Source organism: Gordonia rubripertincta, assembly GCF_038024875.1.
GTDB lineage: Bacteria > Actinomycetota > Actinomycetes > Mycobacteriales > Mycobacteriaceae > Gordonia > Gordonia rubripertincta.
In genome coordinates, this window is record NZ_CP136136.1 from 1,269,159 (window position 1) to 1,295,160 (window position 26,002).

Genomic DNA, 26,002 nt, shown 5'->3' on the forward strand with positions numbered 1-26,002 from the left:
CACCCCCCGCGTACACCGCCCGGGAACGCTCAGCGCATCTCCCCTGCTCCCACGTAGGGGAACCTCGTCGTCAGCGGATCGCCTTCGGCGAACCGGGTGAAGCGGAAGTCGGACTCCGGGATCCGGGGATCCGAACTGCGGCCGTCGACGACGAGATCGGCGACGAGCCGCCCCACCGCCGGCGAGATCTTGAATCCGTGACCGCTGAAACCGACGGCGAGCACCAGGCCGTCGAGCGGCCCACGCGAGATGATCGGGTTCCAGTCCGGCGTCACGTCGTAACACCCGGCGTAGCTGCTGGTGATCGCAGGTTCGGTGAACCCGGGGAAGCGGGTGCCCACTTTGTCGACGGTCAGGTCGACGAAATCGCTGTCGACCCGATTGCTGTAATTGTCCGGATCGGCGATCTGCAGCTCCTTGAGATCGCTGTTGCCGAAGAGGATCTCGCCGCGGACATCCGGCCGGACGTACTGCAGGGAGACGAGGTCGGAGAACACCGGCACCTCGCCGAGATCCTCACCCGGATGGATCATCACGATCTGCTCGCGATGCACCGAGATCGGGACGTCGATGCCGTGCGGCGCGAGGAAGGGCTTGGACCACACCCCGGTCGCCACGACGACGGTGTCGGCGGAGATCGTCGAGCCGTCGGTCAGGCGGACGCCGGTGACCCGGTCCCCGTCCACGACCAGCTCGGTGACCGTCGTGCCCTGCCGGATCTTGATACCGGTGGCCCGTGCGGCGGCGGCGAAGGCCTGAGCGGTCTGGTAGGCGTCGCCGTAACCGCCGCGCTCCTCCCAACCGAAGGCCGCGAACGGCTCGAGATCGGCTGCCGGCCACATCTTCGCGACCTCGGCGACGTCGATCTCCTCGGTCTGGACGCCGACCTCACGCTGTGCTGCAAGGCTTTTGCGCAGACTCTCGACATTCGGCTCACCGACGCCGACGACATAACCGGTCTGTCGGAAACCGATGTCGGTGCCGAAGATCTCCTCGGCCTTCTCGAAGACCTCGAGGCCCACGGCGGCCATCGCGGCGAGCGAACTAACGCCGTAGTGGCATCGGACGATGCCCGACGACTTGCCGGTCATCCCGCCGCCGACGGTGTCGCGTTCGCACACCACCACATCGGTGATGCCGCGCTGACCGAGGGCCCATGCGGTGGCCGCACCCTCGAGGCCGCCGCCGACGATGACGACCGATGCGGTCGAATCTTGTTGAGTCACAGTCCACTCCCCGGAATCCAGTTGGTGCCGGCCATCGGGACCCGTGCCATGGCGGCGGCCTCGATCGTGATGGCGACGAGGTCTTCGGGTTCGAGGTGCTGCAGGTGTGCTTTGCCGCACGCACGGGCGATGGTCTGGGCCTCCATCGTCATGACCCGCAGGAAGTTGGCGAGGCGCTTTCCGCCGAGGACCGGGTCGAAGCGGGCCGACAGTTCTGGGTCCTGGGTGCTGATGCCGGCCGGGTCACGACCGTCCTGGAAGTCGTCGTAGTAACCGGCGGCCGAACCGAGTGCCTCGTACTCCTCGGCGTAGCGAGGATCGTTGTCGCCCAACGCGATCAGGGCGGCAGTACCGATGGCCACCGCGTCGGCGCCGAGAGCCATCGCCTTGGCGACGTCGGCACCGTTTCGGATACCGCCGGAGACGATCAGCTGGACTGCGTCACGGCCCGCCCCGACTCCCGCCCGTCGGTGAACTCCGAGTTCCTGCAGCGCCTGCACGGCCTGCGGGATGGCGGCCAGCGTCGGGATGCCGACGTGCTCGATGAACACTTCCTGGGTCGCGGCGGTACCGCCCTGCATGCCGTCGACCACGACCACGTCCGCGCCGGAGTGCACGGCCAGCTTCACGTCGTAGTAGGTGCGGCTGGCGCCGACCTTCACGTAGATCGGCTTCTCCCAGTCGGTGATCTCGCGCAGCTCGTTGATCTTGATGGCGAGGTCGTCGGGACCGGTCCAGTCCGGGTGCCGGCAGGCGCTGCGCTGGTCGATGCCCTGGGGGAGGGTGCGCATGCCCGCGACACGCTCGGAGATCTTCTGTCCCAAGAGCATTCCGCCACCGCCCGGCTTGGCGCCCTGACCGAGGACGACCTCGATCGCGTCGGCCTTGCGCAGGTCGTCGGGGTTCATGCCGTAACGCGAGGGCAGGTACTGGTAGACGAGGTGCTTGGACTGACCACGTTCCTCGGGGGTCATACCGCCGTCACCGGTGGTGGTCGACGTGCCGACCTCCGACGCCCCTCGGCCCAGGGCCTCCTTCGCACCGGCCGACAGCGCACCGAAGCTCATACCGGCGATCGTGACCGGGGTCGACAGGTGCAGCGGGTACTTCGCGTTGCGACCACCCAGGACGACGTCGGTGTCGCAGCGTTCGCGGTAACCCTCGAGCGGGTAGCGCGACATCGAGGCACCGAGGAAGAGCAGGTCGTCGAAGTGGGGGAGCTTGCGTTTGGCGCCCCAGCCGCGGATGTCGTAGATGCCGGTCTCGGCGGCCCGCTGGATGGCGGCGATGGTGGTGCGGTCGTAGGTGGCGGATTCACGGAGTCCGCGCTGCTCGACGCTGAGGTTCTCGGTCATGGTGATGTCTCTTTCGATGTGGGGCGCGTGAGTTGCGGCCCTTCGTGGCTCGTCGCTAGCGCTCCTCGCACCTCAGGGAGCGAGGGGTGGCTCAGTAGGCGGAAGCGTTGTCCACCTTGAAGTGGTAGAGCTCGCGGGCCGACCCGTAACGGGTGTAGGCGGTCAGGTCGTCGTCGCCGTAACCGGCAGCCTTCAGCAGTCCGGCGAGTTCCTCGAGGTGCTCCTCGCGCATCGGCTTGGCGATGCAGTCGGCACCGAGGGAGGCGACCTCGCCGCGGACGTAGATGCGGGTCTCGTAGATGGAGTCGCCGAGTCCGTCGCCGGCGTTGCCGCGGATGACCAGGCGGCCGGCCTGGGCCATGAACGCACTGTTGTGTCCGACGTTGCCGCCGATCACGATGTCGACGCCCTTCATCGAGATCCCGCAGCGCGCGGCCGCGTCGCCCTCGACGACGAGGAGTCCGCCATGCGCGGTGGCACCCGCCGACTGCGAGGCGTTGCCCTTGACGATCACGCTGCCGCTCATCATGTTCTCGGCGACTCCGGTGCCGGCGTTGCCGTTGATGGTGACCTCGGCCTGCTGGTTCATCCCGGCGGCGTAGTAGCCGACGTGTCCGTCGACGGTGATCTTGACCGGGGCGTTGACGCCGGCCGCGACGCTGTGGGCGCCGGCGGGGTTGTCGATGACGATCTCACCGGAGATGTCATCGTGGAGCGCCGAGTTGATCTCTCGCAGTGGGGTGTTCGCGAGATCGAAGTGGTGGTTGGGGCTCATCGTCTCAGCTTTCGCCGTGTCGGTGGGGGAGGTGGTGGGATCGAGCGTCCCGGGTTGTTCGAGGATCCCTGGTTGTGGGAGTGTCACCGTGTCCATGCGTAGACCACCTCGGGCTCGGGCTCCCAGATGCGAGCGTTCTCGACGCCGGGCAGCTTGGCGAGGGCGCGGTACTCGCTGGCGATCGCGACCCAGTCGTCGGTCTCGGCGATCACCGCGGGCTTGCAGGCGATGGCGTCGCGGACGACGGCGAAGGAGTCGCGGTTGGAGACCACGAGGGTGTAGAAGCCGTCGAAGTTGGCGCACACCTCCTTGAGGGCGGTCTCGACGTCCTTGCCGGCGGCGAGCTGGTGCGCGACGAAGCGGGCGCCGACCTCGGTGTCGTTCTCGCTGTCGAATTCGACACCCTGGGCACGCAACTCGCGTCGGATGGTGGCGTGGTTGGCGAACGAGCCGTTGTGCACCAGGCACTGCTCCGGACCCACGGCGTAGGGGTGAGCACCGGACGGGGTCACCGCCGACTCGGTGGCCATCCGGGTGTGGCCGACGCCCTGCCAACCGGAAGCAGTTGCCAGGCCCCAGGATTCGGTGAGGTCGCGAGGTGCGCCGACACCCTTGAGGACGGTGAGGTCCGAGCCGAAGCCGGCGACCAGCGCGTCCGGGTAGGCGGCACGGGCCGCGCCGAGAAGTTCCTCGGCACCGACTGGGGCCGACGCGACCAGCGTGGCGTCGACGAGCTGCGCGGCGACGGGCACACCGAGCGCCGCGCCGAGGGTCGACGAGACCTCGTCGGGCAGGACGTCGAGTTCGAGCAGCGAGACGCAGCCGTGGCCGGGCGGCGCCCACTCGGGGTTGCCGTAGACCGCGATACCGGCTGAGTCCGCGCCGCGATCCTGCATCTCGCCGAGCATCTCGGCGAGCATGGCGCCGAGCCGGGGATGAAGATCGGGATTACGCAGATGCAATCCGACGATTCCGCACATTGTCGAATCCTTTACGTCGAAGGGAGAGTTGGGATGTGCTTCGGTTCGCGCGGCCGGGTGCGGCCACGTCAGAAGGCGGTGAGGTACTGGTCCACTTCCCACGGGGAGACCGCGGCATGCCAGTTGAAGAACTCCTCGCGCTTGAGGCTGGAGAAGTAGGTCGACACCTTGCCCTGGTCTTCGGGCCAGTCCTGGGGGAGTGCGGCGTCGAGCGCGCCCGCGACGACGGCGTCGGCCTCGAAGGCCTCGACCGCGTGCAGCAGGGTGAGGGGCAGTTCGGCGATGTGGCTGGGCGCTCCGCCGACGGCGCCGGGGTCGAGGCTGCGCTTGATGCCGTCGAGGCCGGCACCGAGCAGCGCGGCCGCGGCCAGGTACGGGTTGGCTGATCCGTCGCCGCCGCGGAGTTCCACGCGCTGGTCGTCGGGGACGCGGATGTAGTGGGTCCGGTCGTTGCCGCCGTAGGTGGCCTTGCGCGGCGCCCAGGACGCGCCCGAGCGGGTGGCGGTGGCGCCGGTTCGCTTGTAGGAGTTGACGGTCGGTGCGATCACGGCCTGCAGCGCCGGGGCGTGCTCGAGGATGCCGCCGATGAACCCGTAGGCGGTGTCGGACAGGCCGAGTCCGCGGGCGTCTTCGCTGACCTGCGGGAACACCGGCTCACCGCCCTTGGTGAGGGATAGGTGGAAGTGGAGTCCCGAGCCGGTGCGGTCGGCGAACGGCTTCGGCATGAAGGTGGCGATAAAGCCCTTCTCCGCGGCCATCGCCGAGAGGAGGTAGCGGAGAGTGACGACCCGGTCGGCGGTGGTGAGCGCGTCGGCGTACTTGAAGTTCTGCTCGAACTGTCCGTTGCCGTCCTCGTGGTCGTTGGCGTAGTTGCTCCAGCCCAGCTGGTTCATGGCAGTGGACACCGACGTGAGGTGCTCGTACATCCGAGTGAGTCCGCGGACGTCGTAGCAGGGCTGGTCGGAGTCGTCCGCGTCGTCGGCGGTGACGAGCGATCCGTCGCCGGCACGCTTGAGAAGGAAGTATTCGACCTCGGCACCCACCCACGGCTCGAAGCCGGCGTCGGCGGTCTGCGCGATGAGGGTCTTGAGGATGTTGCGCGGGGCGAACGGCCACGGCTTGCCCTCGACGTGCGGATCGCACTGGACGACGGCGAGGCCTTCCTTGATGAACGGGATCGGAAGAAAGGAACTCACGTCGGGGATCGCGATGAGGTCGGGATCCTTGGGCTCCTGGCCGATCGCACCGACCGCGTAACCGGCGAAACCCACTCCCTCCGTGGCGAGTTCGTCGACCGCCTCGACCGGCACCAGCTTGGCGCACGGCTTGCCGCGGAGGTCGACGAACATGGCGAGGATGAACTTGGTGTCGTTCGCCGCACACAGCTCGGCGAGGGTGCTGGTGTCAGGGGCTGCGTTGGTGGTGGTCATAATGCGCTCCGGGGTCGACTGTAGGTATTGCCTGTCGGAATGTCCACTCGCGTGAACCAGTGTCTACCGTTAGTAGACCGGTCCTTTGTTTCGCCGCTGTTTCCGCCCGGTGAGCGGACGGTGTCGTTTCAGCACCTCGTGTGACGGGACGAAGAAGACCCGGGACCCACCGTTCTCACGGTGGGCCCCGGGCCGTTGTTCACTTCCTCCGCGCGATCAGACCTGTGCGGGTGGAGTCGAGGAAGGCATCGACTTCTCCACCGACTCGGCAGCTGCCGCCGGAGACAGGGCGCCCAGGCCGCCGCCCGGGTGGCCGACGCTAGCACTGGGGATCTCATAGGCGGTCTCGGCGTGCAGGACGGTGTCGAGACCGACCATCTCGGTCTCCTCGTCGACGCGGATGCCCATGACCTTGTCGAGACCCTTCGCGATGAGCCAGGTCATCACGAACGAGTAGGTGCAGGTGATCGCGATACCGGCGAGCTCACGCCAGATGATGTCGGGATCGCCGCCGAAGAGGACACCCTGGACGCCGGCCGGGGCGACATCGGTGGCGAACAGGATGATGCAGAAGGTACCCACGATGCCGCCGATGCCGTGCACGGCGAAGGCGTCGAGCGTCTCGTCGACCTTCAGCTTCGACTTGAAGCTCAGCAGGAAGGCGACGACCGCGGCGGCGAAGATGCCGACGAGGAGGGCACCGAGCGGGGCCATGCTGCTGGCTGCCGGGGTGATGCCGACCAGACCCGCGACGACGCCGGTGATGATGCCCAGCGAGGTGACATGACCTTCACGCCACTTCTCGATGATCGCGAAGCCGATCATGCCGGCGGAACCGGCGAGCAGCGTGTTCAGGATGACCGACTGGGCGAGGAAGTTGGCGCCGAGGGCACAGCTGCCGTTGAAGCCGAACCAGCCGAAGAACAGGATGCCGCCACCGAGCATGGTCATCGGCACGTTGTGCGGACGCTCCATGCGGCGCTTCCGGGCACCCAGCACAACGGCCAGCGCGAGCGCTGCGACACCCGAGTTCATGTGGACCGCGGTTCCGCCTGCGTAGTCGACGATCTCGACCTTGTTGAGCAGGAAGCCGCCCTTGTAGTTGTCGTCGACATCGGCGGAGAACACCCAGTGGGCCACGGGGAAGTAGACCACCAGGAGCCAGATCGGTGCGAAGACGAGCCATGCGGAGAACTTCATGCGGCCGGCGGCACCACTGGCCACGATGGCGATGGTGATGGCCGCGAACAGGATGAACCAGGCCGCGAAGTACAGCGTCTGGGTAGCCCCGGAGGCGTCGTCGGTCAGCCAGTTGGTCAGGCCGATGAAGTCGGTCGGGTTGCCGATGAGGCCCCACCCGCCCACCGACGGCCCGGACACGAGTCCGTAGCCGATGACGACATAGAGCACGGCGGTGATGCCGAGGGTCGAGATGACCATCGACATGATGTTCAGCACGTTCTTCGAGCCGACCATGCCGCCGTAGAAGAAGGCGAGGCCGGGGAACATGAGCAGGACGAAGACGAAGGCTGCCAGCATCCAGGCCAGGTCGGCGTTAGCCGCGAGAATCGGTTCCATGGGCGATCTTTCGGTTCGGAGACTTGAGAAGTCGGTGGTTGTTGCACCAGCAGCTCACGGGCGTCATTGACCGCGTAGATAAGCGACGACACTGTCGCGATAGTCGAGGAATCCCTTGTAGGCGGCGATGTCCTCACCGAGTGTCTCGATGACGGTCGCCAACTGATCGGCCCACTCGGGTATTCGCTTCACGTCCTCCAGCGAGGCCATGAATGTCCGGATATTGAACGTCACCGCGCCCGACATCGGCAACCGGACGAAGTGTTCCAATTCGATTCGCAGGCGCGCCCTGGCGAAATCGCCGTCGGCGACCATGCCCGGGACGTCACCTGCCCAGGCCGGCAGCTCCTCGAGACTGACGTCGAGCTTGTGCGAATCCGAAGCCGAGAGAGTCCAGTTCACCCTGCGGTACACCTGATCCGCGGGTAGCCTGCGCAAGAACTGTTCGGCGCGGGCGACGATGCCCTCGCGAAGCATGCGCGGGACCGGGGCGTGGATGTCGTACATGTCCATACCGACATCGAAGGAGACCGACCACGCCGCGGCGAAGGTCACCACACCGGCGTCGAAGTACAGGTGCCCGTCGCGTTCGGTCACGAGCAAGAGGTCGTCGGGCACTTCGCGCGCCAGGAACTCCATCGGCCCGTAGGGCAGGGAGTCGGGGGCCCCGAGCACGAATTCCTGGTCGGTGCCGAGGATCTCGTTGCGCCAGTGGAACCGGCCGTCACCGTACTCGTCGAGGTGCATCAGGTCGGGATACGAGATGCTGAGGTCGCGCAGGTAGTAGAGCAGCAGGTCCCAGCAGGCGACCTCCATACCGGCACCGACCCGCGCCCGTGACGGGTCGTTGTCGAGGATCCGCCGGCGTTCGGCCATCATCTCCGGGTACTCCGCACCGCCGAGATCCACCAGATGCCTGCCCCATTCGCCACCGCGGGTTCGCCGGGGGATGCGGGCGGGTTCGACGTTGACGCTGTAGGAGAACTCCTCGAGGTCGTCGGGGAACGGCCACGGCAGGTTGGACAGATGGTCCACCGGGCCGGACAAGTAGTCGCGGGTGGATGCGGGCGGGATTGCTTCTGTGGTCACAGCTCCACCTCGATGTTCTGGCCCCGGGAAACACAGCACAGCATCGCGTCACCAAGCGCCTTCTCCTCGTCGGACAGGACGAGGTCGCGATGTTCGATAGTGCCTCCGCGCACGGGGATTCGACATTCGCCGCAGACCCCCTGGCGGCACAGGTTCGGCACCTCGACACCACTGTCGAGGAGACGTTGGAGCAGTGACACCCCAGCCGGGACGTCGATCCGGTCGCCGGTCGAGGACAGCGTCACGGTGAACGGGTCGCCGGGCTCCTGTTCGGGTGCGGCGAATCGTTCGAGATGGACTCGCGCCGTGGGCCATCCGGCCTGGGCCGCGAGCTCGGTGTAAGTGTCGAGCAGAGCTGCTGGCCCGCACGCGTAGGCGTGGGTCCCGAGCGGTTGCGCCCGGAATCTCTCGGCGAGGAGTTCCGTCGTGGCGTCGACCCCCGACACTTCGTGCAGGGTGATGTCGGGCTGCTGGGCGAGCGCGCGGAGATCGTCGAGGTGGGCTCCGCTGCCGGGCCGGTAGGAGTAGACGATGTCGGCCCGACGCCCCTCCCGGGCCAGCGCCCGTGCGTGCGACAGGACCGGTGTGACGCCGATACCGCCGGCCACCAGCAGCGCTCCCCGCTGGTCGAGTACCGGTGCGAACATCGACCGGGGTCCCTCCACCTCGACGATCGCATCCTCGGAGAGGTTGTCGTGCAACCAGTCCGAACCGCCGCCGGCGCCGCGTCGGAGAACCGAGATGCCGTAGGTGTTGGGGTACATGCCGTCGTCGACGAGCGAGTAGGCGTTGCGGTGCTCGCCGGCGGTGACGATGAGATGGCTACCCGGCTGATACGGCGTGAGGACCTGCGGGGCATCGTCGAGCGGTGCGAACCGGAAGTGGGTGATGTCCTCGGTCAACTGCCGGACGGTGACGACCCGCATCGGCCTCGTCGACGTCGTGTAACCCGGGTGCAGATGTGTGGAGATGGCTGCTGCCGTCATGCTTCGCCTCCCGCGGCCGACGCCAGAAAGCTGCCCATCATCGGCGAATGGTGTTCGTGGATCTCCAGATCCCGGGCGCAACCGGGGCAGGTGACGATCCCGCCGGCACGGCCCTCGACGCGGAAGGTGTTGCGGCAGTGCGCACAGTAGAGCGGCAGATCTCGGGTGTGGACGACGAAGGAGGACAGTTCGCCGGGGACGGCTCCGGCCTCGCGCGCGACCGCCAGCGCGGTCATCACGTCGTACTGGCCACCGGTGACGAGGATGCGGGTGCCGGTGAGCGCTTCGCCGAGGGCGTCGTGGAGGGCCGCCCGATCATGCTCGTCGGTGAGGGTGTCGAGCACGAGCAGCCGGGTGGCTCCGACGGCCTCGGCCGCCGCGACCCAGTTGCGTGACACGTGCGCGGTCTCGGCGTCGTCGCCGATCGCGACCACCAGGAAGGCTGCTCCGGTGGTGTCGACCGCCGGGGGAGTGGTCGGCCACACCGGCATGCCCGGTCCGGTCGGTGCCGGTGTAGTCGGGGCCGGCGGGGTCGGTGCGGCGTCGCGCAACCACTGGGCCGCGCGATCCCGGTACTTGATGATGCCTTTGTAATCGGCCATGTCCGCGGGCAATTCGGCCAGGACCTCGGCGGCACGACGCCGCCACGGATCGACGGTGGCCACCTGCTCCAGGGGGAGCATGTAGGTGCGGATCAGGAACATGACCGCACCCGAGTCCGGTAGTCGGATCAGGTGTTGCACCTCGACACGGAGATGGACGCGACGACCGAACTCGGCGTCGTCGACGAGCTGGATGCTCTCCCGGTCGGGGCCCCACTCGGGGTAGATCTCGGTCGAGACGTCGAGGCGGCGATCGATGGTGAGTGTCCAGTTGGTCCGCCGGTACGGCTGGTGCGGTTGGAGACGCTTGAGGAACTCGTGGGCCCGGGTGATGACGCCTTCCTTGCGCACCCGCGGGACGGGCCCGTGGATCTCGAGGAAGCTCATGCCGACGTCGAAGCCGAAGCTCCAGTCGGCGGCGAAGGTCACCACACCGGCGTCGACGAAGAGTTGGTCGTTGCGGTGGTCGAGGAGGGCGATGTCCTCCTGGACCTGAGAGGTGATGTAGCGCAACGGTTCGTCGGGCAGAGTGGCGGCGTCACCGTAGCGGAAGTGCTGCTCGATGCCGAGGATTCCGTTGCGCCACACCCATTCATCTGGTCCCGTCGAGCGCAGCTGCATCTGCTCCGGATACGCGGCGTCGAGCTCACGCATGAGGGTGAACATCGCATCCCACGCCGCGGGGACCATATGGGGGAGTACCGCGTGGCGGGTCGGGTCGGCGGCGAGGATCACCGCTCGTTGGGCGAGCTCGGCCCGGTACTCGGAGTCGATGTCGACCACGGCGGTGCCCCACCGGCCGGCCGGTGTCGTGACCGGTTGCTCGGCCGGTTCGACGTTGGTGCTGTAGCGGTACCGGTCCTCGAGGAACGGGAACGGGAAGCCGGCGATCAGGTCGGTCTCGGCCGAGGTCTTCGCGTCCGTGTTGTCGAGAGTGCTTGTCACAGGGGAACCTCCAGGGTGCCGCCGTCCGCGGCGCGCGAGACGCACGGCATGATGGCATCACCGGCGGACTTCTCCTCGGCGCTGAGGTAGAGGTCGCGGTGGATGGGTGATCCGCCGGACAGGGGGACGCGGCATTCGCCGCACACGCCCTGTCGGCACAGATTCGGGACCTCGACGCCCACCTCCTCCAGGGCTTCGAGCATGCTCTTCCCCGGCGGGACGTCGATGCTGCGGCCGGATTCGGTGAGGTCGACACGGAACGGGTCACCGGCGTCGAGTGCATCGATGCCGAAACGTTCGAAATGGATCCGGGAATCGGGCCAGCCGGCCGTGACCGCTGCGTCGACGACGGCGTCGATCATCGCCGACGGCCCGCAGACATACAGGTGGGTGCCAACCGGCTGGACGCGAAGTGCGTCGTCGAGGCGCTCGGTGAACGAGAGACGGTCGGTGAACAGTTCGGCGCGGGCCCGGGCGAGCGCCGTGACGTCGTCCAGGTGGGCGGCGGCCTCCTCGCGGAAGACGTAGAGCAACTGCACGTCACGTCCCCAACGCACGGCGGCTCGCAGGTGGGACACCATGGGGGTGATGCCGATCCCGCCGGCGACCAGCAGATGCTTGCGGGCGCGGGCGATCGGCGCGAAGGCGCTACGGGGAAGCCCGACGGTCAGCAGGTCCCCGACGGCGAGTTCGTGGTGCAGCCAGCGGGATCCGCCGTTGCCGCCGTCGACCTCGAGGACCGAGATCGAGTACTGCGTGGGATGGGTGCCGTCGCCGGTCAGGCTGTAGGCGTTGGAGTGTTCACCCGCGCGCACCACCAGGTGACTGCCCGGTACGAACCCGGGGAGGGCGCGGCCGTCCGGGTCGACGAGCGTGATGCTGCGTATGCCGGTGACGGTGGCGTCGATCGCGGCCACGACGAGTCGCATCGTGGGCAGCCGGTCGACGCGTGTCCCCGCTGCGGTACCGGCCGGATCTGTTTCTGCGACGGTGATGCTCACTGTTCGACCTCCTCACCGGGGGACAGGGGCTGGGCGGTCTCGGCGGCGACCATGAAGCCCAGGTATTGCCCCGTTCGACGGGACACGTGGTGGTAGACGAGCAGGTCGCGACGACACCCGGCACAGGGGATGACGTCATCGATCGCCGCTCGGACGCGGGTCACCGACCGACAGTGCGAACAGAAGACGTCGGCTTCGGTTCGATCATCGGAATCGGTTGTCACGACCTCGATCTCGTCGTCCTCGAGGCCGGCGTTGACGGCAACGGCGCGCAGCCTCAGTGCCGAACCGGTGTCGGCGACGATCCACACCCGGACACCGACGGTGGCCTCGGCGAGCGCCCCGGCGAGCAGGTCGTCGGCGGTGTCGGCATCGCCGTGGATTCGAGTGGTGACCAGCGGCGGGCACTGGGCCTCCCAGCGACCCAGTGTGTCGGCGACGTCCCCGACACCGACCAGCAGGTAGGAACTGCCGGTCGGTGTGGGGTCTGTCGTCTCGACCAGGTCACCAGGTCGCGCCCACGCGGGCACGCTGGAGTACGCGATCTGCGACATGGCGGTCGTTCAGAGAAGGGTGGCGTCGCGCTGGCCGGTGTAGAAGGCGAGTGCGTAGTCGGGGGTGCTGAAGTAGATCTTCGAACCCTTGGGGAAGAAGATGGCGTCCTTCGCCTTTGCTACGATCTTCTGCCCGGTCTCCTTGTTCTCCAGCAGGAACTCGCCCTCGAGCACGACCTTCATCTCGTCGTATTCGTATTCGTAGTAGAGCGGCTCGTCGGTGTGACGGAGTTCGAAGTAGCCGCTGCACATCGGGCTGCCGTCCGGGTTCTCGTAGACGTCACCGATGAAACCCTCGGTGCCCGGGTACTCCGTCTCCGGCATCTTCGGCAGGTTCTTCCAGGCGTCGCTGGTCACCCGGAACTCCAACGCCTTGGCACTCTCGATCGTCACAATGCTCCTCCATGTCTCACTTGTGCGCTACGCGCTCGTCGGGGTACGTGTTCGGCGTCCTGGAGCCACCGGGGTTCGTGGTGACTCATCGGAGTAGACGCTGACCCCTGTCATGAAACAAGTGGCGTGTTTCAGCAGTGTGACGGCTTTGTAATGAGTCGAGGGCCGAGTGGATGCGGTGCCGCAGCCAGTCGCGGTCTCGATCACATGATCCGTTCGCGCTCACGCGAATCGGGTGATCGCGAACGGATCTTGTGAGCGCTCCGCGCGCCTACGGCCGGCGATAGTCGAGCAACCCGGACCAGAACTCGTCGGGGATCACGTCACCGGCACGCAGTACGCGAGCGAGCCCCGCCGCCATGAACGCCCCGAGCAATCCGAGCCACAACCCGGACAGTGAGATCGCGACCCACGCGACGGCCACGGCGAACGGCCAGGGGTCGAGGATGATCAGGAGCGGGGCGAAGAAGAAGCCGGCCCCGATGAACCACGACGAGAGCGCGCGGTCGCATCGCGCCACCGCCACCAGCCAGCGCGGCGTCGAGGCCGTGGGTGTCGCGCCCAGAGGGGGTCTTCGGTTCCGGTGAGTGGTCGAGGCCGCGGTCATCGGACACCTCCTGAGACGGATTGCTGTGACTCCAGACTCCGCCCAGGAACGTGCGGAAGCCACTACCTCCCGGGTAGTCGAATCGCCTCTCAGTCGAGCCAGTCCAGCACCGACGCCGCGGTCCAGCTCTGCTGCATGCTGCCGAGGGGTTCGCCGGTGAAAGGCTCGTAGTACTCGGCGAAGGAGCCGTCGGTGGCCTGACGCAGACCCTCCTCGCGGAGGCGAGCCGACCGCTCGGTCCAGCCACGACGTGCGAACGCCCAGCTGAACAACCAGGTCATGACCGGCCACACCGGACCGCGCCAGTATTCGCGCGGACGGAAGTCCGCGGAGATCGGCGACGTCGACGGCGGGACGGCGTACCGGAGGTCGGGGTGACCGCAGAAACGCGGGCCGTCGAACAGCCGCAGAAGAGCGCGTTCCCGCTCGCGGGGGAGACCGCCACAGATGAGCGGCGCGAACGCGGCGATGGTCTCGGTGGTGATCCAGGAGGTGGCACGCAGGTCGAAATCCCGTGCGGCACCGTTGCGGTCGTTGGCGGCGGCAACGACGCCGGCGCGGAACCGATCGGCCCAGGCGCGCAGATCGCGAACGTCGGCGAGCGGCTTGGAGTAGTCCTCGCCGATCGTCGCGAGGACATCGCAGGCCACCGCGAAGATCGCGCTGACGAACACATCCTCGACGGCGAAACTCATGACCTTCGGCAACACGTCGTCGTCGTAATGCGCCCGCTTCATCTGCTCTACGAGCCAGATATACCGGTCGTACTCGAGGTCGGTGGGCCGCATCGACAAGTCAGACACGTGGTCGAGGTCGGCGCGTGCGTACGGCGGAAGGTCCAGTCCGGGAACGACATTCGCATACGCCGAGTCCCAACGCGGCGAGTTGTCCATACCGGATTCCCAGCCGTGGAAGATCGTGATCCGGCCGCGCCCCATGGGATCCCGGGCATGAGCCAGCCAGCGATGCCAGCGCACGAGCGAACTCCACCTGCGGTCGATGAACTCGTTCGCCACCGCCCGCGTCGTCCGACCGTGGCGGCGGGAGTGGTCGAGGATGCGCTGCACCGCGATCGCGTGGACCGGCGGCTGCGTGATGCCCGAGGTGTCCGGGAAGTCGGGGGCGCATTCGGCGAGTCGTGCGCACTCCCACCGGGACGGACCGGGGAAGTATCCGTCACGGCCGTTGGCGAACACGATGTGCGGGATCATGCCGTTGCGCCACTGCGCCGACAGCAGGGTGTCCATCTCGATCACCGCACGCTCGACGGACAGCGGTGCGAGGCCGACGGTCACGAACGCGGCGTCCCAGCTCCACATGTGCGGGTACAGCTTGGGCGCCGCACTGGTCATGGTGCCCAGGTCGTTGCCGCGCAGCAGATAAGCGGCACGTGCCGACAGCTGCGTTGGGGTGAATCCGTACCTGGCCACGCCGACGATTGTGCCCCGCGGCGCCCTCACATGCTCACCAAGGTGACGCGAGCCGCAGGCGCTCGGCCGGCCCGTCTCGGAGCAGTAGGGTGGGCAGAGTGCCCACCGCGTTGATCACCGGGGCCAGTCGTGGCCTCGGCGCCCAGATCGCCCGACAGCTCGCCCCCACGCATGACCTGTTGCTGGGCGGCCGCCCCTCACCCGAACTCGACCACCTCGCCACGGAGCTCGACGGCGCGAGCACCTTCGCCGTCGAACTGACCGACTACGACGAGGTCGCCGCCGCGGTGGAGACCATCAGCGAACTCGACGTCCTGGTCCACAACGCCGGCGTCGGCAGCAGTCTCGAGCACGTCTCGGACACTCCGGTCGAGGAATGGCATCACGTCCTCGAGGTGAACCTCGTGGCGGTCGCCGAACTGACGCGGCTCCTCCTGCCTGCCCTCCGGCAGGCGGAAGGCCACGTCGTCTTCGTGAACTCCGGGGCAGGCCGGAACGCCAAACCCCGGTGGGCTCCGTACGCCGCGAGCAAGTTCGGCCTGCGTGCACTCGCCGACTCTCTCCGCGCCGAGGAGCCGACGCTGCGGGTCACCTCGGTCTATCCCGGACGCATCGACACCGACATGCAGCGCGAACTGGTCGCTATCGAAGGCCGGGACTACGACGCCTCGCAGTTCCTGCGCCCGGAGTCGGTCGCCGCCGCGGTCGTGCACGCCATTCAGACCCCGGCCGACGCCCATCCGCAGGACATCGTGCTGCGGCCGACGGGCCGGGGCTGACCCTTCGAGGCTCGCTCCGCTCGCACCTCAGGGAGCGAGGGGGGCCGACGCTCGCACCTCAGGGAGCGAGGGGCGACCCTCGCACCGCAGGGATCAGAACTAGAGCTGCGTCAGGTCCTCCGGACGCCAGACGGCGCGCATGGACGAGACCTTGCCGTCGGCGTTGAAGACCATGATGTCGACCGGGGTGATCTCGAAGGCGAGACCCGAGGTCTTGGTGACGAGGGTGAACTCGAAGACCGCGGTGTCGCCGGCGACCTTCTTCCACTTGAGGGTCGCGGTGCGCTCGTCCATGCCGGTGATCACCGAGTAGAACTCGACGAGCTGTTCGCGGGTGTTGCGGATGTCGGCGCCGATCGGGTCCTCGACCGTCGCGTCGGGCGCGTAGAGGTCGGCGATCTGTTCGGCGGTGCCGTTGTTCAGCAGCTCGACGTAGGCGTCGACCGCCGCGTCGATCTTGTCGGCGAGGTCGGCTTGCTCGACGGTCATGAATCCTCCAAGAAATTAGAACGTGTTCTAGTTCCGCACCGTAGCACGCGCGTCCGTCGACCGGTGGATGTTTCCGGTGCTTGCGCGGGGTTCTTTGATACGTTCGCCGCAAGAGCTCCCGCGGGGCTCGAGTCCGTGAACCAACGAGGTCCAGCAGCGCGGAAAGGCCGGTATCCGTGACCCCGATCCTGGCTGCTCCTCTGGACCCTGGCAACGAGGAGGCCCGACGCTGGGCCGAGGACGAGCTCTCCAAGAACATCTACCAGCCGCCGGAACCGTCGTGGTGGGACGAGTTCAGCGACCGTGTGTGGGAGTGGATCGCCGACAACATCCTCGACCTGTTCGGTGGCTCGGACACGATCCGGGCGATCGTCATCGTGCTCGTGATCCTCCTGGTCGCCGGGCTCGCCGTGCTGGTAATCCGTCGAGTTCGACGCATCCCGCGGGCACCGAAGACCGCCGACACGACCGCGACCAAGGTGGTGCTGTCCGGGGCGCGTTCGGCGAAGGAACTCCGTGCCGAGGCCGAGACCCTTTACGCTGCGGGCGATCACGACGCCAGTGTCATCGCCGCGGTGCGTGCGCTCGCCCGACGCGCCATCGAACGCGATCTGCTCGCCGACGAACCGTCCCTCACCGCACACGAGGTGGCCGTCGAACTCGCCTCGCGGTTCACCGCTCACGGTGTCGAACTCCGCAGCGCCGCTGATCTGTTCGACGCGATCGCCTATGGCGACCGACATGCGGCCGCCGGGTCGGCGCGTGCGGTGCTCGATCTCGAGCGTGCGGTGTCTGCCGCCCAACCCGACGCGGTGGACACCTCGGGTCCTCGTCGACTGGCGGTTCCCCGGTGACCTCGACGACCCGTGCTCCGTCGATCGCACCCGCCCCGCCGAAGCGCGGTACGCCGCGATGGATCTGGGGTGCTCGTGGTGGTTCTCGTCGTCGTGGTGGTCGGCGCGATCGGCCTGCTCGGAGTGTCCGCTCTGACCGTGTTCGGAGCGGAACCCGGGCCCGGGGTGAGTTACGACCCCGACAACCCCAGGCCCCAGGGCGCCCGCGCCCTGGCCCGGATCATCGACGAGCACGACGGCGACGTCCGTCAGGCACGCGGGCTGGACGAGTTCGCCGACGCTCCACGCCCCAGCGGCAGTACGACGGTCGTCGTGTCATCGGTGGGTGCGTTGAATCCCGGTACCGCGCAACAGTTCCTCGACCGGGTGTCCGAGGCGCACCGGGTGATCCTCATCGCGCCGCAGGACAACGCCCTGTCGCTCCTCGAACTACCCGTCCGGTTGGAGTTCGGCGGTGCCCCGACCGCCGTACCCGCACGCTGCGCGACCGCCGAGATCGCCGCCGACGACACCATCACCGGGGGCACACTCGGTTACAGCAGCTCCGCACCCGGGGTGACGTCGTGCTTCACCACCGGCGCCGCGTCGAATGTGCTGTACTTGCCGGCCGCCGCCGGCCGTCCGGAGATCGTGGTCGTGAGCGGTGACATGCTGATCAACGACAACCTCGCGCTCCGGGACAACGCCGGGGTGGCCACCCGGCTCTTCGCCGACGCGGACGACGTCCTCTGGTACATACCGTTCTTCACCGACGAGGTGCCGACCGGGGACGAGGACACCGACATCCCGGCGGCGATCGGCCCGCTGATCGTGCTCGCCGCGTTCGCGGTCCTGACGCTCATGCTCTGGCGGGGTCGGCGGTTCGGCGCGCTGGTCACCGAGCCGCTGCCGGCGGTCGTGAAGGCGATCGAGACCACCCAGGCGCGGGGACGGATGTACCACAAGGCCCGCGCCGACGCCCGGTCCGCCGCCGCACTGAGGATCCACACGCTGACCTCGCTCGCCTCGTACCTCGGCCTGCCTTACGACGGTGGGAGGGCCACCGACGAACTGGCCATACCCGGATGGGAGGCGACTGTGGCGCGCGGCGAAACCGCCGACCCGGCAGTCCACGCCATCATCACCGCCGTCGTGTCCGCCACCGGGAGGGACCTCGCCCGGGTGCGCGCCCTGCTCGCCGGACCGCTCCCCACCACCGACACCGGCCTCGTCCTGTTCAGCAGCGAACTGACCGCCCTCGAGAAGGAAGTCCGACACACGCCATGACCGTCGATCCATCCCGCACCTTCGGCCCCGGCCCGTTCGAGAAGACGGCACCGCACAGTCCCCACGGCGGCCCCGCCCCGTCGTCGAACACCGCCACGCGCGACGCACTCGGCGCGGTACGTGCCGAGGTCGCCAAAGCGGTTGTCGGACAAGACCCGGCGGTCGCCGGCATCCTCATCGCACTGCTGTGTCGCGGGCACATCCTGCTCGAAGGCGTACCCGGTGTCGCGAAGACGCTCCTCGTCAGGTCGGTCGCGGCCGCGCTCGACGTGGAGACCAAACGCGTGCAGTTCACCCCGGACCTCATGCCCGGTGATGTGACGGGGTCGCTCGTATTCGACGCCTCCAGTTCTGAGTTCACGTTCCGCGAGGGTCCGGTGTTCACCAACCTGCTGCTGGCCGACGAGATCAATCGCACCCCGCCGAAGACGCAGGCGTCGCTGCTGGAGGCGATGGAGGAACGGCAGGTGACCGTCGACGGCGTCGGCCGTCCGCTGCCCAGCCCGTTCCTGGTAGCGGCGACGCAGAACCCCGTCGAGTACGAGGGCACCTACCCGCTGCCGGAGGCACAGCTCGACCGCTTCCTGCTCAAGGTGACGCTGCCCCTGCCGGCCCGCGAGGACGAGATCACGGTCCTCACCCGGCATGCGGCCGGATTCGATCCGCGCGATCTCGCCGCGGCCGGACTCCGGCCGGTCGCCTCGGCCGCCGACGTCGAGGCCGGGATCGAACAGGTCCGCCGCGTCGGCGTCGCACCGCAGGTTGCCGCCTACATCGTCGACATCGCCCGTGCGACAAGGTTCTCCCCGTCCCTCGCGCTCGGCGTCAGTCCGCGAGGCGCGACCGCCCTGCTCGCGACGAGCCGAGCCTGGGCTTGGCTGAACGGTCGCGACTTCGTGACCCCGGATGACGTTCAGGCGCTGGCACAGTCGACGCTCGCGCACCGGCTGTCGCTGCGTCCCGAGGCCGAACTCGAAGGGGTGTCGGTGGGTTCGGTCCTCGACGCCGCCGTGAACTCGGTTCCCGTCCCGCGCTGATGTTCCTCACCGGCCGGTTCCTGATCCTGGTGCTGCTCGGCGCGGTGCCGATCCTGGTGTGGCCGAACTATGCAGTCCCGGTGTTCTGGGTGGTGTGCTGCGTGTTGCTGATGTGCCTCGATCTCGCGCTCGCCGGGTCGACGAAGACCGTTGCCCTGGCACGGTCGGTGCCCGGGCCGGTGCGGCTCGGGGAGACCACCTCGTGTTCGATCATGGTGACCAACACCGGAACCGGCACCTTCCGCGGCGTCCTGCGCGACAGCTGGCAACCGTCGGCCGGTGCCGCCGACGCGGTCCATCGCCTCACCGTGCCGCAGGGTGAAACCCGCACGGTGACCACCACTCTCACCCCGACGCGCCGTGGCGACCGGCTCGCGGTGCGGGTGACGGTCCGTCGCCTCGGCCCTCTCGGACTCGCCGGCCGGCAGCGCAGCGTGCCGCTACCGGGCCGGGTCCGCGCGCTCCCGCCGTTCGGATCACGGCGCCTGCTGCCTTCCCGGCTCGCCCACCTGCGTCAGCTCGACGGCCGTTCCGCCGTCCGGATACGCGGGCAGGGAACCGAATTCGACTCGCTGCGCGACTTCGTCGAGGGCGACGACGTCCGCAGTATCGACTGGCGAGCGACCGCACGACGCCGGTCGACCGTTGTGCGCACCTGGCAGCCGGAGAAGGATCGTCACATCGTCATCGTGCTCGACACGTCACGCACATCCGCCGGCCGCGTCGGCGACGTCCCCCGGCTGGACGCCGCGATGGACGCCGCCCTGCTTCTCGCCGCGTTGGCTTCGCATGCGGGCGACCGCGTCGACCTCATCGCCGGTGATCGACGGGTCCACCGGCGAGTGGTCGGGGTGGGCCGCACGACGCTGCTCAACACCCTGGTCACCGCGATGGCCAACCTCGAACCGGCTCTGCTGGAGGCGGATTGGCCGATGCTCGGGGCGGAGGTCGCGAAGATCAGCCGCCAGCGCGCTCTGCTCGTGTTGCTGACCCCGCTGGAGCCGGCGGCCGTCGAGGAGTCACTCCTGGCGCCGCTGTCGGTTCTCGCGCAGCGCTACAAGGTCGTCATCGGATCCGTCGCCGACCCGGCGCTGGAGGAGATGATCGCGGCCAGGGAGAGTCCGGACGCGGTCTACGACGCGGCGGCCGCGGCCCGGACCGTCACCCTGCGGAACCGAACGGCCACTGCCGTCGGCCGGCTCGGCGTCGAGGTGGTGGACGCTCCGCCGGAGAAGCTCCCCGCGCGGCTCGCCGATCACTATCTGCTGCTGAAGTCACGCGGGTTGCTGTAGCCGACTAGCTCTTGGCCTTCGCCGCGCGGTAGCCGAGGAAACCCAGGTAACCGGCGAGTCCGGCCAGGCCGAGCCGGCGGGTACGGGGAGACACCAGCGCGACGCCGATCGCGGTCTCGCACGCCCCGTTCCGGTAGGTCCAGGTGGTGGTGTCCTCGGGGAACACCGGCGCGGTGATCGGGGCGAACAGCTCCGGCTTGACGAAGTGCGTCAGACCGACCGCGGCGAGACCTCCGCCGATCAGCGAGACCGCGTCTAGGGACTTGTCGTTCTTGGCCATTCGGGTGTTCCTCTCGGGTGGATGCACTCCGTCCATTCCTACACGGTGGGTGCGGTGAGTCCGCGATCGAGTTCGGCGAGATCGCCGGTTTCACCGGACTCGTGCGCGCGGCGTCCGGCGACGAAGACATAGGCCATGAACAGCAGCCAGGCGGTCACGCCGATCCCGATGCGCGCCCAGGTCGGCAGCGGTGAGGGTGTCACGAAGGCCTCGATGACCCCGCACAGCAGCAGCACGACGACGAGGCCCAGCGCCACACCGGTCGCGGCACGTCCTTCCTCACCGAGAGCGGCTGCGCGCGTTCGGTTCCCGGGTGACACCCACGACCAGAAGATCCGCAGGCCGACCCCCGCGGCGACGAACAGGCAGGTGAGCTCGAGCATGCCGTGTGGGAGGAGTAGCCCGAAGAACAGGTCGCCGCGGCCGTGCCGGATCATGATCGAGGCGATGACCACCAGGTTCAGGATGTTGGTGTAGAGCATCCAGATCACCGGCAGGCCGAAGATGCCGACGACGATGCACATCGCGGCGAGCCAGAAGTTGTTGGTCCACACCCGCGCCGCGAACGAGGTCGCCTCGTATTCGCTGTAGTAGTTCTCGAAGTCGTTGGTGACGAGACGCTCGATCTCCTGCGGCGAGGCGAAGGAACTCTCGATGCGGGGGTGCTCCAGAACCCACCAGGTCATGACGGCCGCCGCGAGCAGGCAGACACCCATCACGGTCAGCCACCACCACCGAATGCGGTACAACGCGGCGGGGAACGTGACGGCAAAGAAGTCGACGAACGTCGACCAGGTACTCACCCGCGTGCCCGACGCCCGCCCCCGGGCCCGCGCCAGCAATGCCGACAGGTACGCGACGAGCGAGGCGTCGGGGGCCGAGGACCGGATCACCGAGAGATGTGTGGCCACGCGCTGATAGGTGTCGATGATCTCGTCGGCCTCGGCTCCGGTCAGCCGGCGCCGGCGCGACAGCGTGTCGAGCCGTTCCCACGTCGCGCGGTGCGCGGATACATAGGCGTCGAGATCCACGCGGCCAGCGTAACCGGCATCCGAGAAGGTGCGCGGCGTGTCATTCGACGGGCGTCGTTGCTGTGTGCGCGCGCCGTGCGGACCCCGTTCGGCGTCGTATGGTGAGGCGGTGCCGCCCGGATCGTTGCCACCCCGACCTCCGGTGCTGGCGGGTGCGTCGGTACCGGTCGGGCCGCCGCCGACCGTGCGGGGTGCCGGTGCGCCGGCCACCGTCGGCGTGGGCCGCGACGACCTCGTCTCCGGTGAGGCGGTCGCGCTCGCCCTGCCGCCGGGCGGTCTCGGCTATCGGATTCTCTCGGGGATGATCGACGTCGCGCTGGGGATCACCCTGTGGTTGTTCCTCTGGTGGCTGTCGTACAAGGTGACCGGCGACCTGAACGACGCGTGGCGGGGCACCGTCAACACGTTGCTGCCCATCATCAGCGTCGTCGCCCTACCGACCGTCACGGAGACACTCACCGGCGGCAAGACCGCCGGCCATCTGATAGTCGGACTGCGCACCCTGCGAGACGATGCCGGGCCCACCGGTTTTCGGCAGTCGCTGACCCGTGCGCTCGTCGGGTTCATCGAGATGTACGCCTGCCTGGGCCTGCCCGCGCTGATCTGCGCGGCGATCTCGCGGAAGAACAAGCGTCTCGGTGATCTCCTCGCCGGCACGTACGTGATCCGCGACCGGCATAGCATCGAGGAGCAGCATCCCATCGAGATGCCCGCGGGTCTTGCGTCGTGGGCGGTGTCGGCCGACATGGCGGCCCTACCCGACGGCCTCGCCGTGGTCATCCGCCAGTTCCTCAACGGACGGCACGCCATGAAGCCCGCACCGCGAGCTGCCGCCGCACACCGGCTCGTCTTCGCCGCAGCGCCGTTCGTGGCACCCGCACCGCCTCAGGGTGCGTCATTCGAAGACGTGCTGTCGGCGATCATGGCCGAACGCCGGCGCCGCGACACCGAACGACTCGAGCGCGAAGCACGCCTGCGGGAGAGATTGTTGCGGTGAGACCGGCCGGCCTACTGGATCGGGCTACCCCAACCAGGTGCGGGCAGCGAGGACCAGGGCCCGCACACCGATGTCCAGCGTCGGATCGATCACCGGCGCGTAGTGCGGAGAGTGGTTCGACGGCACCTTCAGCAACGCCGGGTCCGTCATGTCGCCGGTGGTGAACAGCGACGGATCCGCTCCGCCGAGCAACCAGTACGACAATGGTGCACCACAACTGGTGGCCAGGATGCCGACATCCTCGCTGCCCGCGCCGGCTCCCGGATCGAGAATGTTGGTCGCGCCCAACCAGTCCGCGAAAGCGCTCAGCGTCTTGCCCAGTGCGTCCGGATCATTGGTGACCACCGGGAACCGTTCGATCTCGGTGATCGTCGGATCCTCCGGCGCTCCCGCGGCTGCCGCCTCACCGCGCACGATTCGCCCGACGCTGTCGAGGATCTTGCCACGAACGGTCTCGTTGTAGCTCCGGATGTTCAGCTGGATCTCGGCTTCTCCCGGAATCACATTCGCGGCGTCGCCGGCGTGGATCGACCCCACGGTGAGCACGGCCGTTGCGGTACTCGGGATCTCCCGCGAGATGACGGTCTGCAGCCGCATCACCGTCGCTGCCGCCAGCACGATGGGATCCACCGAGGCCTCCGGCATCGAACCGTGTGCGCCGCGGCCCACCAGCTTCACCCGCAGTGAATCCGATCCGGCGTACGACGCTCCCGGGTGTCCGGCGATCTTGCCGGCCGGCAGGGGCGAGACGTGCTGACCGAGTACGACGTCGGGCTTGGGAAAACGGTCCCACAGGCCGTCGTCGACCATCGCCTGCGCGCCGGCACCGAGTTCTTCGGCGGGTTGGAAGATGACTACGACAGTACCCGACCATCCCGATGTATCAGAGGCGAGGATTGCCGCCGCTCCCAGAAGACATGTGGTGTGCAGATCGTGGCCGCACGCGTGTGCGACGGGGACCGTCCTTACCCGTGTCGTCGGTGGCGGTGACGGTGCTCGCGTAGTCGAGCCCGGTGTCCTCGCGAACGGGGCAGGGCATCCATGTCCGCGCGCAGCGCGATCGTCGGACCATCCCCGTTCCGCAGGATCCCGACCACTCCGGTCCTGCCGACGCCGGTCGTCACGTCGAAGCCCGCCGACTCGAGCCTCTCGACAACCAGGCCGACGGTCCGATGTTCTCCGAAGCCGAGTTCCGGGTGTTTGTGGAGGTCCTTGTAGAGGTCGACGAGCGACGGGTCGATCGGGATGTCTACCGGAGTGGTCATGCCACTACCTCCAAGATGGGGTCGGACCGATGCTCCGGCCCGACCCCGTCGTCACACGCGGGAGGGTCCGCATGTGTGCGAATCAGTCTTCCCGCACGGACAACCCGCGCCTCACTTCAGGTCCGCGCTGGACTTTCCGAGAACGCGGCGGGCGACGATCAGCTGCTGAATCTGCTGAGTTCCCTCGAAGATGTCGAGGATCTTGGAGTCCCGAGCCCACTTCTCGAGGAGCGAGGTCTCCGAGAAACCTGCGGTCGCACCGATTTCCACGGCCTTGTTGGTGATCTCGGTGACCGTACGACCCGCCTTCGCCTTCGACATCGAGGCCTCGGTGGAGTTCGGCTGGGAGTTGTCGGCCATCCAGGCGGCCCGCAGGGTGTGCAACCACGAGGCCTCCCACTCCGATTCAAGGCGGATGAACTCGGCGACGGTCGCATGCTGGGCGGCGGCCGAGCGGTCGTAGTCGATCTCGTGGCCGGCCTCTTCGAGCATCCGGCGGAGCTCCTCGAGTGCCGCGCGACCGAGGCCGATCGCCATGGCGGCGACGACCGGGCGCGTGTTGTCGAAGGTCTGCATGACCCCGCCGAAGGCCTTCTTGGTGTCGATCTCCGGCGAACCGAGCAGGTTCTCGGCGGGGACCCGGGCGTTCTCGAACCGGATCACCGCGGTGTCGGAGGCCTTGATGCCGAGCTTGTGCTCCAGGCGTGCGACCGTCACACCCTCGGTCGTCATCGGGACGACGAAACTCTTGATGGCAGCACGGCCGACACTTTTGTCGATGGTCGCCCACACGACCACGTGATCAGCCCGCGAACCGGCGGTGACGAAGATCTTCTCGCCGTTGATGACGTAGTCGTCGCCGTCGCGGGTGGCCGTCGTCGAGACGGCCGCGGAGTCCGAACCGAAGCTGGGCTCGGTGATGGCCATCGCCGCCCAGACGTCGGAGAACTTCTCGAGCTGTTCGGGGTTGGCGACGGCCGCGATGGCGGCATTGCCGAGTCCCTGACCGGGGATGGAGAGCAGCAGGCCCACATCGCCCCAGCTCATCTCGAGAGCGGAGATCAGGCCGCGCATGTTGGCGCCGTTGACCGACGGCGCGTCGTCGCTGCTCGACGAGTCGGCTGCCTTCTCCGACCCGCGTCCCTGCTTGGCGAGCTTCGCCAGGTCATCGAGTTCGACCGGGTATTCGTGCTCGGCCTTGTCGTACTTGCGCGAGATGGGCCGGAAGATGTGCTCGGCAGCCAGGTGGGTGCGCTCGACCGTCGAATCGAACTTCTTCGGGAGCTCCAGGTTGATCGCCATGGCATGACCTTACTGCTCGGTAAGTTAGCTGCCAAGTCTTTCCCCGTCACACCCGCCGAATAGCCTGGAACCGTGGCCTACGACGAGGAACTCGCCTTCCGCATCCGCGCGCTTCTCGCGACGGAAGTGGGCGTGGACGAGGTGCCCATGTTCGGCGGCCTGGCCTTCCTGATCAACGGCAACATGGCCGTGACCGTCAGCGGCAAGGGCGGGATCATGGTGCGCGTGCCGCCCGAGGAGACCCACACCCTGCTCGAGTACCCGCACACCGCCCCCATGCACATGTCGGCGCGCGAGACGCTCGGCTGGCTGCGCGTCTTCGAAGAGGGGATCGCGTCGGATCGGCAATTGACCCGCTGGGTCACCATCGGCGCCGACTACGCCCGGAGACTCCCACCGAAGTAGAACCGGCACCGTCATCGAACTGATCGACAACCCCGACCCGGGGTTCCCGATCGT

25 protein-coding genes and 1 pseudogene are annotated in these 26,002 nt (G+C 68.0%); 7 read left to right on the forward strand and 19 right to left on the reverse strand.

All coding sequences use genetic code 11. The features are described from left to right. Window positions 1-29: 29 nt before the first annotated feature. From RVF83_RS05715 to ggh, 14 genes are all read right to left on the reverse strand, one after another. Window positions 30-1,226, reverse strand: a complete 1,197-nt coding sequence (locus tag RVF83_RS05715) for an NAD(P)/FAD-dependent oxidoreductase (protein WP_119033505.1) — start codon at window positions 1,224-1,226, stop codon at window positions 30-32. After that, window positions 1,223-2,581 (reverse strand): FMN-binding glutamate synthase family protein, encoded by a 1,359-nt coding sequence (locus RVF83_RS05720; protein ID WP_005200589.1) that lies wholly within the window; start codon window positions 2,579-2,581, stop codon window positions 1,223-1,225. The genes RVF83_RS05715 and RVF83_RS05720 overlap by 4 nt, the downstream gene beginning before the upstream one ends. Before the next feature lie 91 nt (window positions 2,582-2,672). Continuing rightward, window positions 2,673-3,452 carry a protein glxC gene (locus RVF83_RS05725; protein WP_005200591.1) on the reverse strand — a complete coding sequence of 260 codons (780 nt, stop codon included), beginning with the start codon at window positions 3,450-3,452 and terminating at the stop codon, window positions 2,673-2,675. Further along, a complete protein-coding gene (locus tag RVF83_RS05730) occupies window positions 3,440-4,336 on the reverse strand; it encodes a glutamine amidotransferase (RefSeq protein WP_005200593.1) in 897 nt (298 codons plus the stop codon). The genes RVF83_RS05725 and RVF83_RS05730 overlap by 13 nt, the downstream gene beginning before the upstream one ends. Before the next feature lie 68 nt (window positions 4,337-4,404). Continuing rightward, entirely contained in the window at window positions 4,405-5,766 is a 1,362-nt protein-coding gene (gene glnT / locus RVF83_RS05735; RefSeq protein WP_005200595.1) for a type III glutamate--ammonia ligase, read from the reverse strand. Window positions 5,767-5,982: 216 nt separating this feature from the next. Then, a complete protein-coding gene (locus RVF83_RS05740; RefSeq protein WP_005200597.1) occupies window positions 5,983-7,344 on the reverse strand; it encodes an ammonium transporter in 1,362 nt (453 codons plus the stop codon). A 63-nt stretch (window positions 7,345-7,407) separates the two neighbouring features. Continuing rightward, the gene (locus RVF83_RS05745; RefSeq protein WP_005200598.1) at window positions 7,408-8,433 is read right to left on the reverse strand and encodes a heme-dependent oxidative N-demethylase family protein; all 1,026 of its coding nucleotides are present in this window, start codon (window positions 8,431-8,433) and stop codon (window positions 7,408-7,410) included. Next, on the reverse strand, window positions 8,430-9,419 hold the full coding sequence (locus RVF83_RS05750; protein ID WP_005200600.1) for a PDR/VanB family oxidoreductase: 990 nt from the start codon (window positions 9,417-9,419) through the stop codon (window positions 8,430-8,432). Before RVF83_RS05750 ends, RVF83_RS05745 begins: the two co-directional genes overlap by 4 nt. After that, window positions 9,416-10,966 carry a heme-dependent oxidative N-demethylase family protein gene (locus RVF83_RS05755; RefSeq protein ID WP_005200602.1) on the reverse strand — a complete coding sequence of 517 codons (1,551 nt, stop codon included), beginning with the start codon at window positions 10,964-10,966 and terminating at the stop codon, window positions 9,416-9,418. Before RVF83_RS05755 ends, RVF83_RS05750 begins: the two co-directional genes overlap by 4 nt. Continuing rightward, a complete protein-coding gene (locus RVF83_RS05760) occupies window positions 10,963-11,967 on the reverse strand; it encodes a PDR/VanB family oxidoreductase (RefSeq protein WP_005200604.1) in 1,005 nt (334 codons plus the stop codon). Before RVF83_RS05760 ends, RVF83_RS05755 begins: the two co-directional genes overlap by 4 nt. Beyond that, window positions 11,964-12,521, reverse strand: a complete 558-nt coding sequence (locus RVF83_RS05765) for a dimethylamine monooxygenase subunit DmmA family protein (protein WP_005200605.1) — start codon at window positions 12,519-12,521, stop codon at window positions 11,964-11,966. Before RVF83_RS05765 ends, RVF83_RS05760 begins: the two co-directional genes overlap by 4 nt. 9 nt (window positions 12,522-12,530) lie before the next feature. Continuing rightward, a complete protein-coding gene (locus RVF83_RS05770) occupies window positions 12,531-12,914 on the reverse strand; it encodes a cupin domain-containing protein (protein WP_005200607.1) in 384 nt (127 codons plus the stop codon). A 271-nt stretch (window positions 12,915-13,185) separates the two neighbouring features. After that, on the reverse strand, window positions 13,186-13,521 hold the full coding sequence (locus RVF83_RS05775) for a hypothetical protein (protein ID WP_005200609.1): 336 nt from the start codon (window positions 13,519-13,521) through the stop codon (window positions 13,186-13,188). A gap of 89 nt (window positions 13,522-13,610) precedes the next feature. After that, window positions 13,611-14,951 carry a glucosylglycerate hydrolase gene (gene ggh, locus RVF83_RS05780; RefSeq protein WP_005200610.1) on the reverse strand — a complete coding sequence of 447 codons (1,341 nt, stop codon included), beginning with the start codon at window positions 14,949-14,951 and terminating at the stop codon, window positions 13,611-13,613. 98 nt (window positions 14,952-15,049) lie between these two features. Between ggh and RVF83_RS05785 the strand changes: the two genes are divergently transcribed. After that, window positions 15,050-15,730 carry an SDR family oxidoreductase gene (locus RVF83_RS05785; protein WP_005200611.1) on the forward strand — a complete coding sequence of 227 codons (681 nt, stop codon included), beginning with the start codon at window positions 15,050-15,052 and terminating at the stop codon, window positions 15,728-15,730. A gap of 99 nt (window positions 15,731-15,829) precedes the next feature. Here RVF83_RS05785 and RVF83_RS05790 read toward each other — a convergent pair whose 3' ends face one another. Next, a complete protein-coding gene (locus RVF83_RS05790; RefSeq protein ID WP_005200612.1) occupies window positions 15,830-16,219 on the reverse strand; it encodes a nuclear transport factor 2 family protein in 390 nt (129 codons plus the stop codon). A gap of 176 nt (window positions 16,220-16,395) precedes the next feature. On the opposite strand from RVF83_RS05790, the gene RVF83_RS05795 reads away from it, so the two are divergent. The 4 genes from RVF83_RS05795 (at window position 16,396) to RVF83_RS05810 (ending at window position 20,668) form a co-directional block, all read left to right on the forward strand. After that, window positions 16,396-17,073: a DUF4129 domain-containing protein gene (locus tag RVF83_RS05795; protein ID WP_005200613.1), complete on the forward strand. Its 678-nt coding sequence runs from the start codon at window positions 16,396-16,398 to the stop codon at window positions 17,071-17,073. Window positions 17,074-17,142: 69 nt separating this feature from the next. Beyond that, window positions 17,143-18,339, forward strand: a complete 1,197-nt coding sequence (locus RVF83_RS05800) for a DUF4350 domain-containing protein (protein WP_005200619.1) — start codon at window positions 17,143-17,145, stop codon at window positions 18,337-18,339. After that, a complete protein-coding gene (locus RVF83_RS05805) occupies window positions 18,336-19,376 on the forward strand; it encodes an AAA family ATPase (RefSeq protein ID WP_005200621.1) in 1,041 nt (346 codons plus the stop codon). Before RVF83_RS05800 ends, RVF83_RS05805 begins: the two co-directional genes overlap by 4 nt. Beyond that, entirely contained in the window at window positions 19,376-20,668 is a 1,293-nt protein-coding gene (locus tag RVF83_RS05810) for a DUF58 domain-containing protein (protein ID WP_341262006.1), read from the forward strand. The genes RVF83_RS05805 and RVF83_RS05810 overlap by 1 nt, the downstream gene beginning before the upstream one ends. 4 nt (window positions 20,669-20,672) lie before the next feature. Here RVF83_RS05810 and RVF83_RS05815 read toward each other — a convergent pair whose 3' ends face one another. Together RVF83_RS05815 and RVF83_RS05820 are read right to left on the reverse strand one after the other, a co-directional pair. Then, the gene (locus tag RVF83_RS05815) at window positions 20,673-20,948 is read right to left on the reverse strand and encodes a hypothetical protein (protein WP_005200626.1); all 276 of its coding nucleotides are present in this window, start codon (window positions 20,946-20,948) and stop codon (window positions 20,673-20,675) included. 38 nt (window positions 20,949-20,986) lie between these two features. Beyond that, on the reverse strand, window positions 20,987-21,979 hold the full coding sequence (locus RVF83_RS05820) for a stage II sporulation protein M (RefSeq protein ID WP_005200629.1): 993 nt from the start codon (window positions 21,977-21,979) through the stop codon (window positions 20,987-20,989). 145 nt (window positions 21,980-22,124) lie between these two features. On the opposite strand from RVF83_RS05820, the gene RVF83_RS05825 reads away from it, so the two are divergent. Beyond that, entirely contained in the window at window positions 22,125-22,976 is an 852-nt protein-coding gene (locus RVF83_RS05825) for an RDD family protein (protein WP_039881151.1), read from the forward strand. A gap of 24 nt (window positions 22,977-23,000) precedes the next feature. Here the strand turns inward: RVF83_RS05825 and RVF83_RS05830 are convergent. Together RVF83_RS05830 and RVF83_RS05835 are read right to left on the reverse strand one after the other, a co-directional pair. After that, window positions 23,001-24,241 (reverse strand): annotated as a pseudogene (locus tag RVF83_RS05830) (amidohydrolase). A 111-nt stretch (window positions 24,242-24,352) separates the two neighbouring features. Continuing rightward, on the reverse strand, window positions 24,353-25,543 hold the full coding sequence (locus RVF83_RS05835; protein WP_005200633.1) for an acyl-CoA dehydrogenase family protein: 1,191 nt from the start codon (window positions 25,541-25,543) through the stop codon (window positions 24,353-24,355). A 72-nt stretch (window positions 25,544-25,615) separates the two neighbouring features. Between RVF83_RS05835 and RVF83_RS05840 the strand changes: the two genes are divergently transcribed. Continuing rightward, complete coding sequence (locus RVF83_RS05840; protein WP_005200634.1) at window positions 25,616-25,948, forward strand: TfoX/Sxy family protein; 333 nt, start codon at window positions 25,616-25,618, stop codon at window positions 25,946-25,948. The last annotated feature ends 54 nt before the right edge of the window (window positions 25,949-26,002 follow it).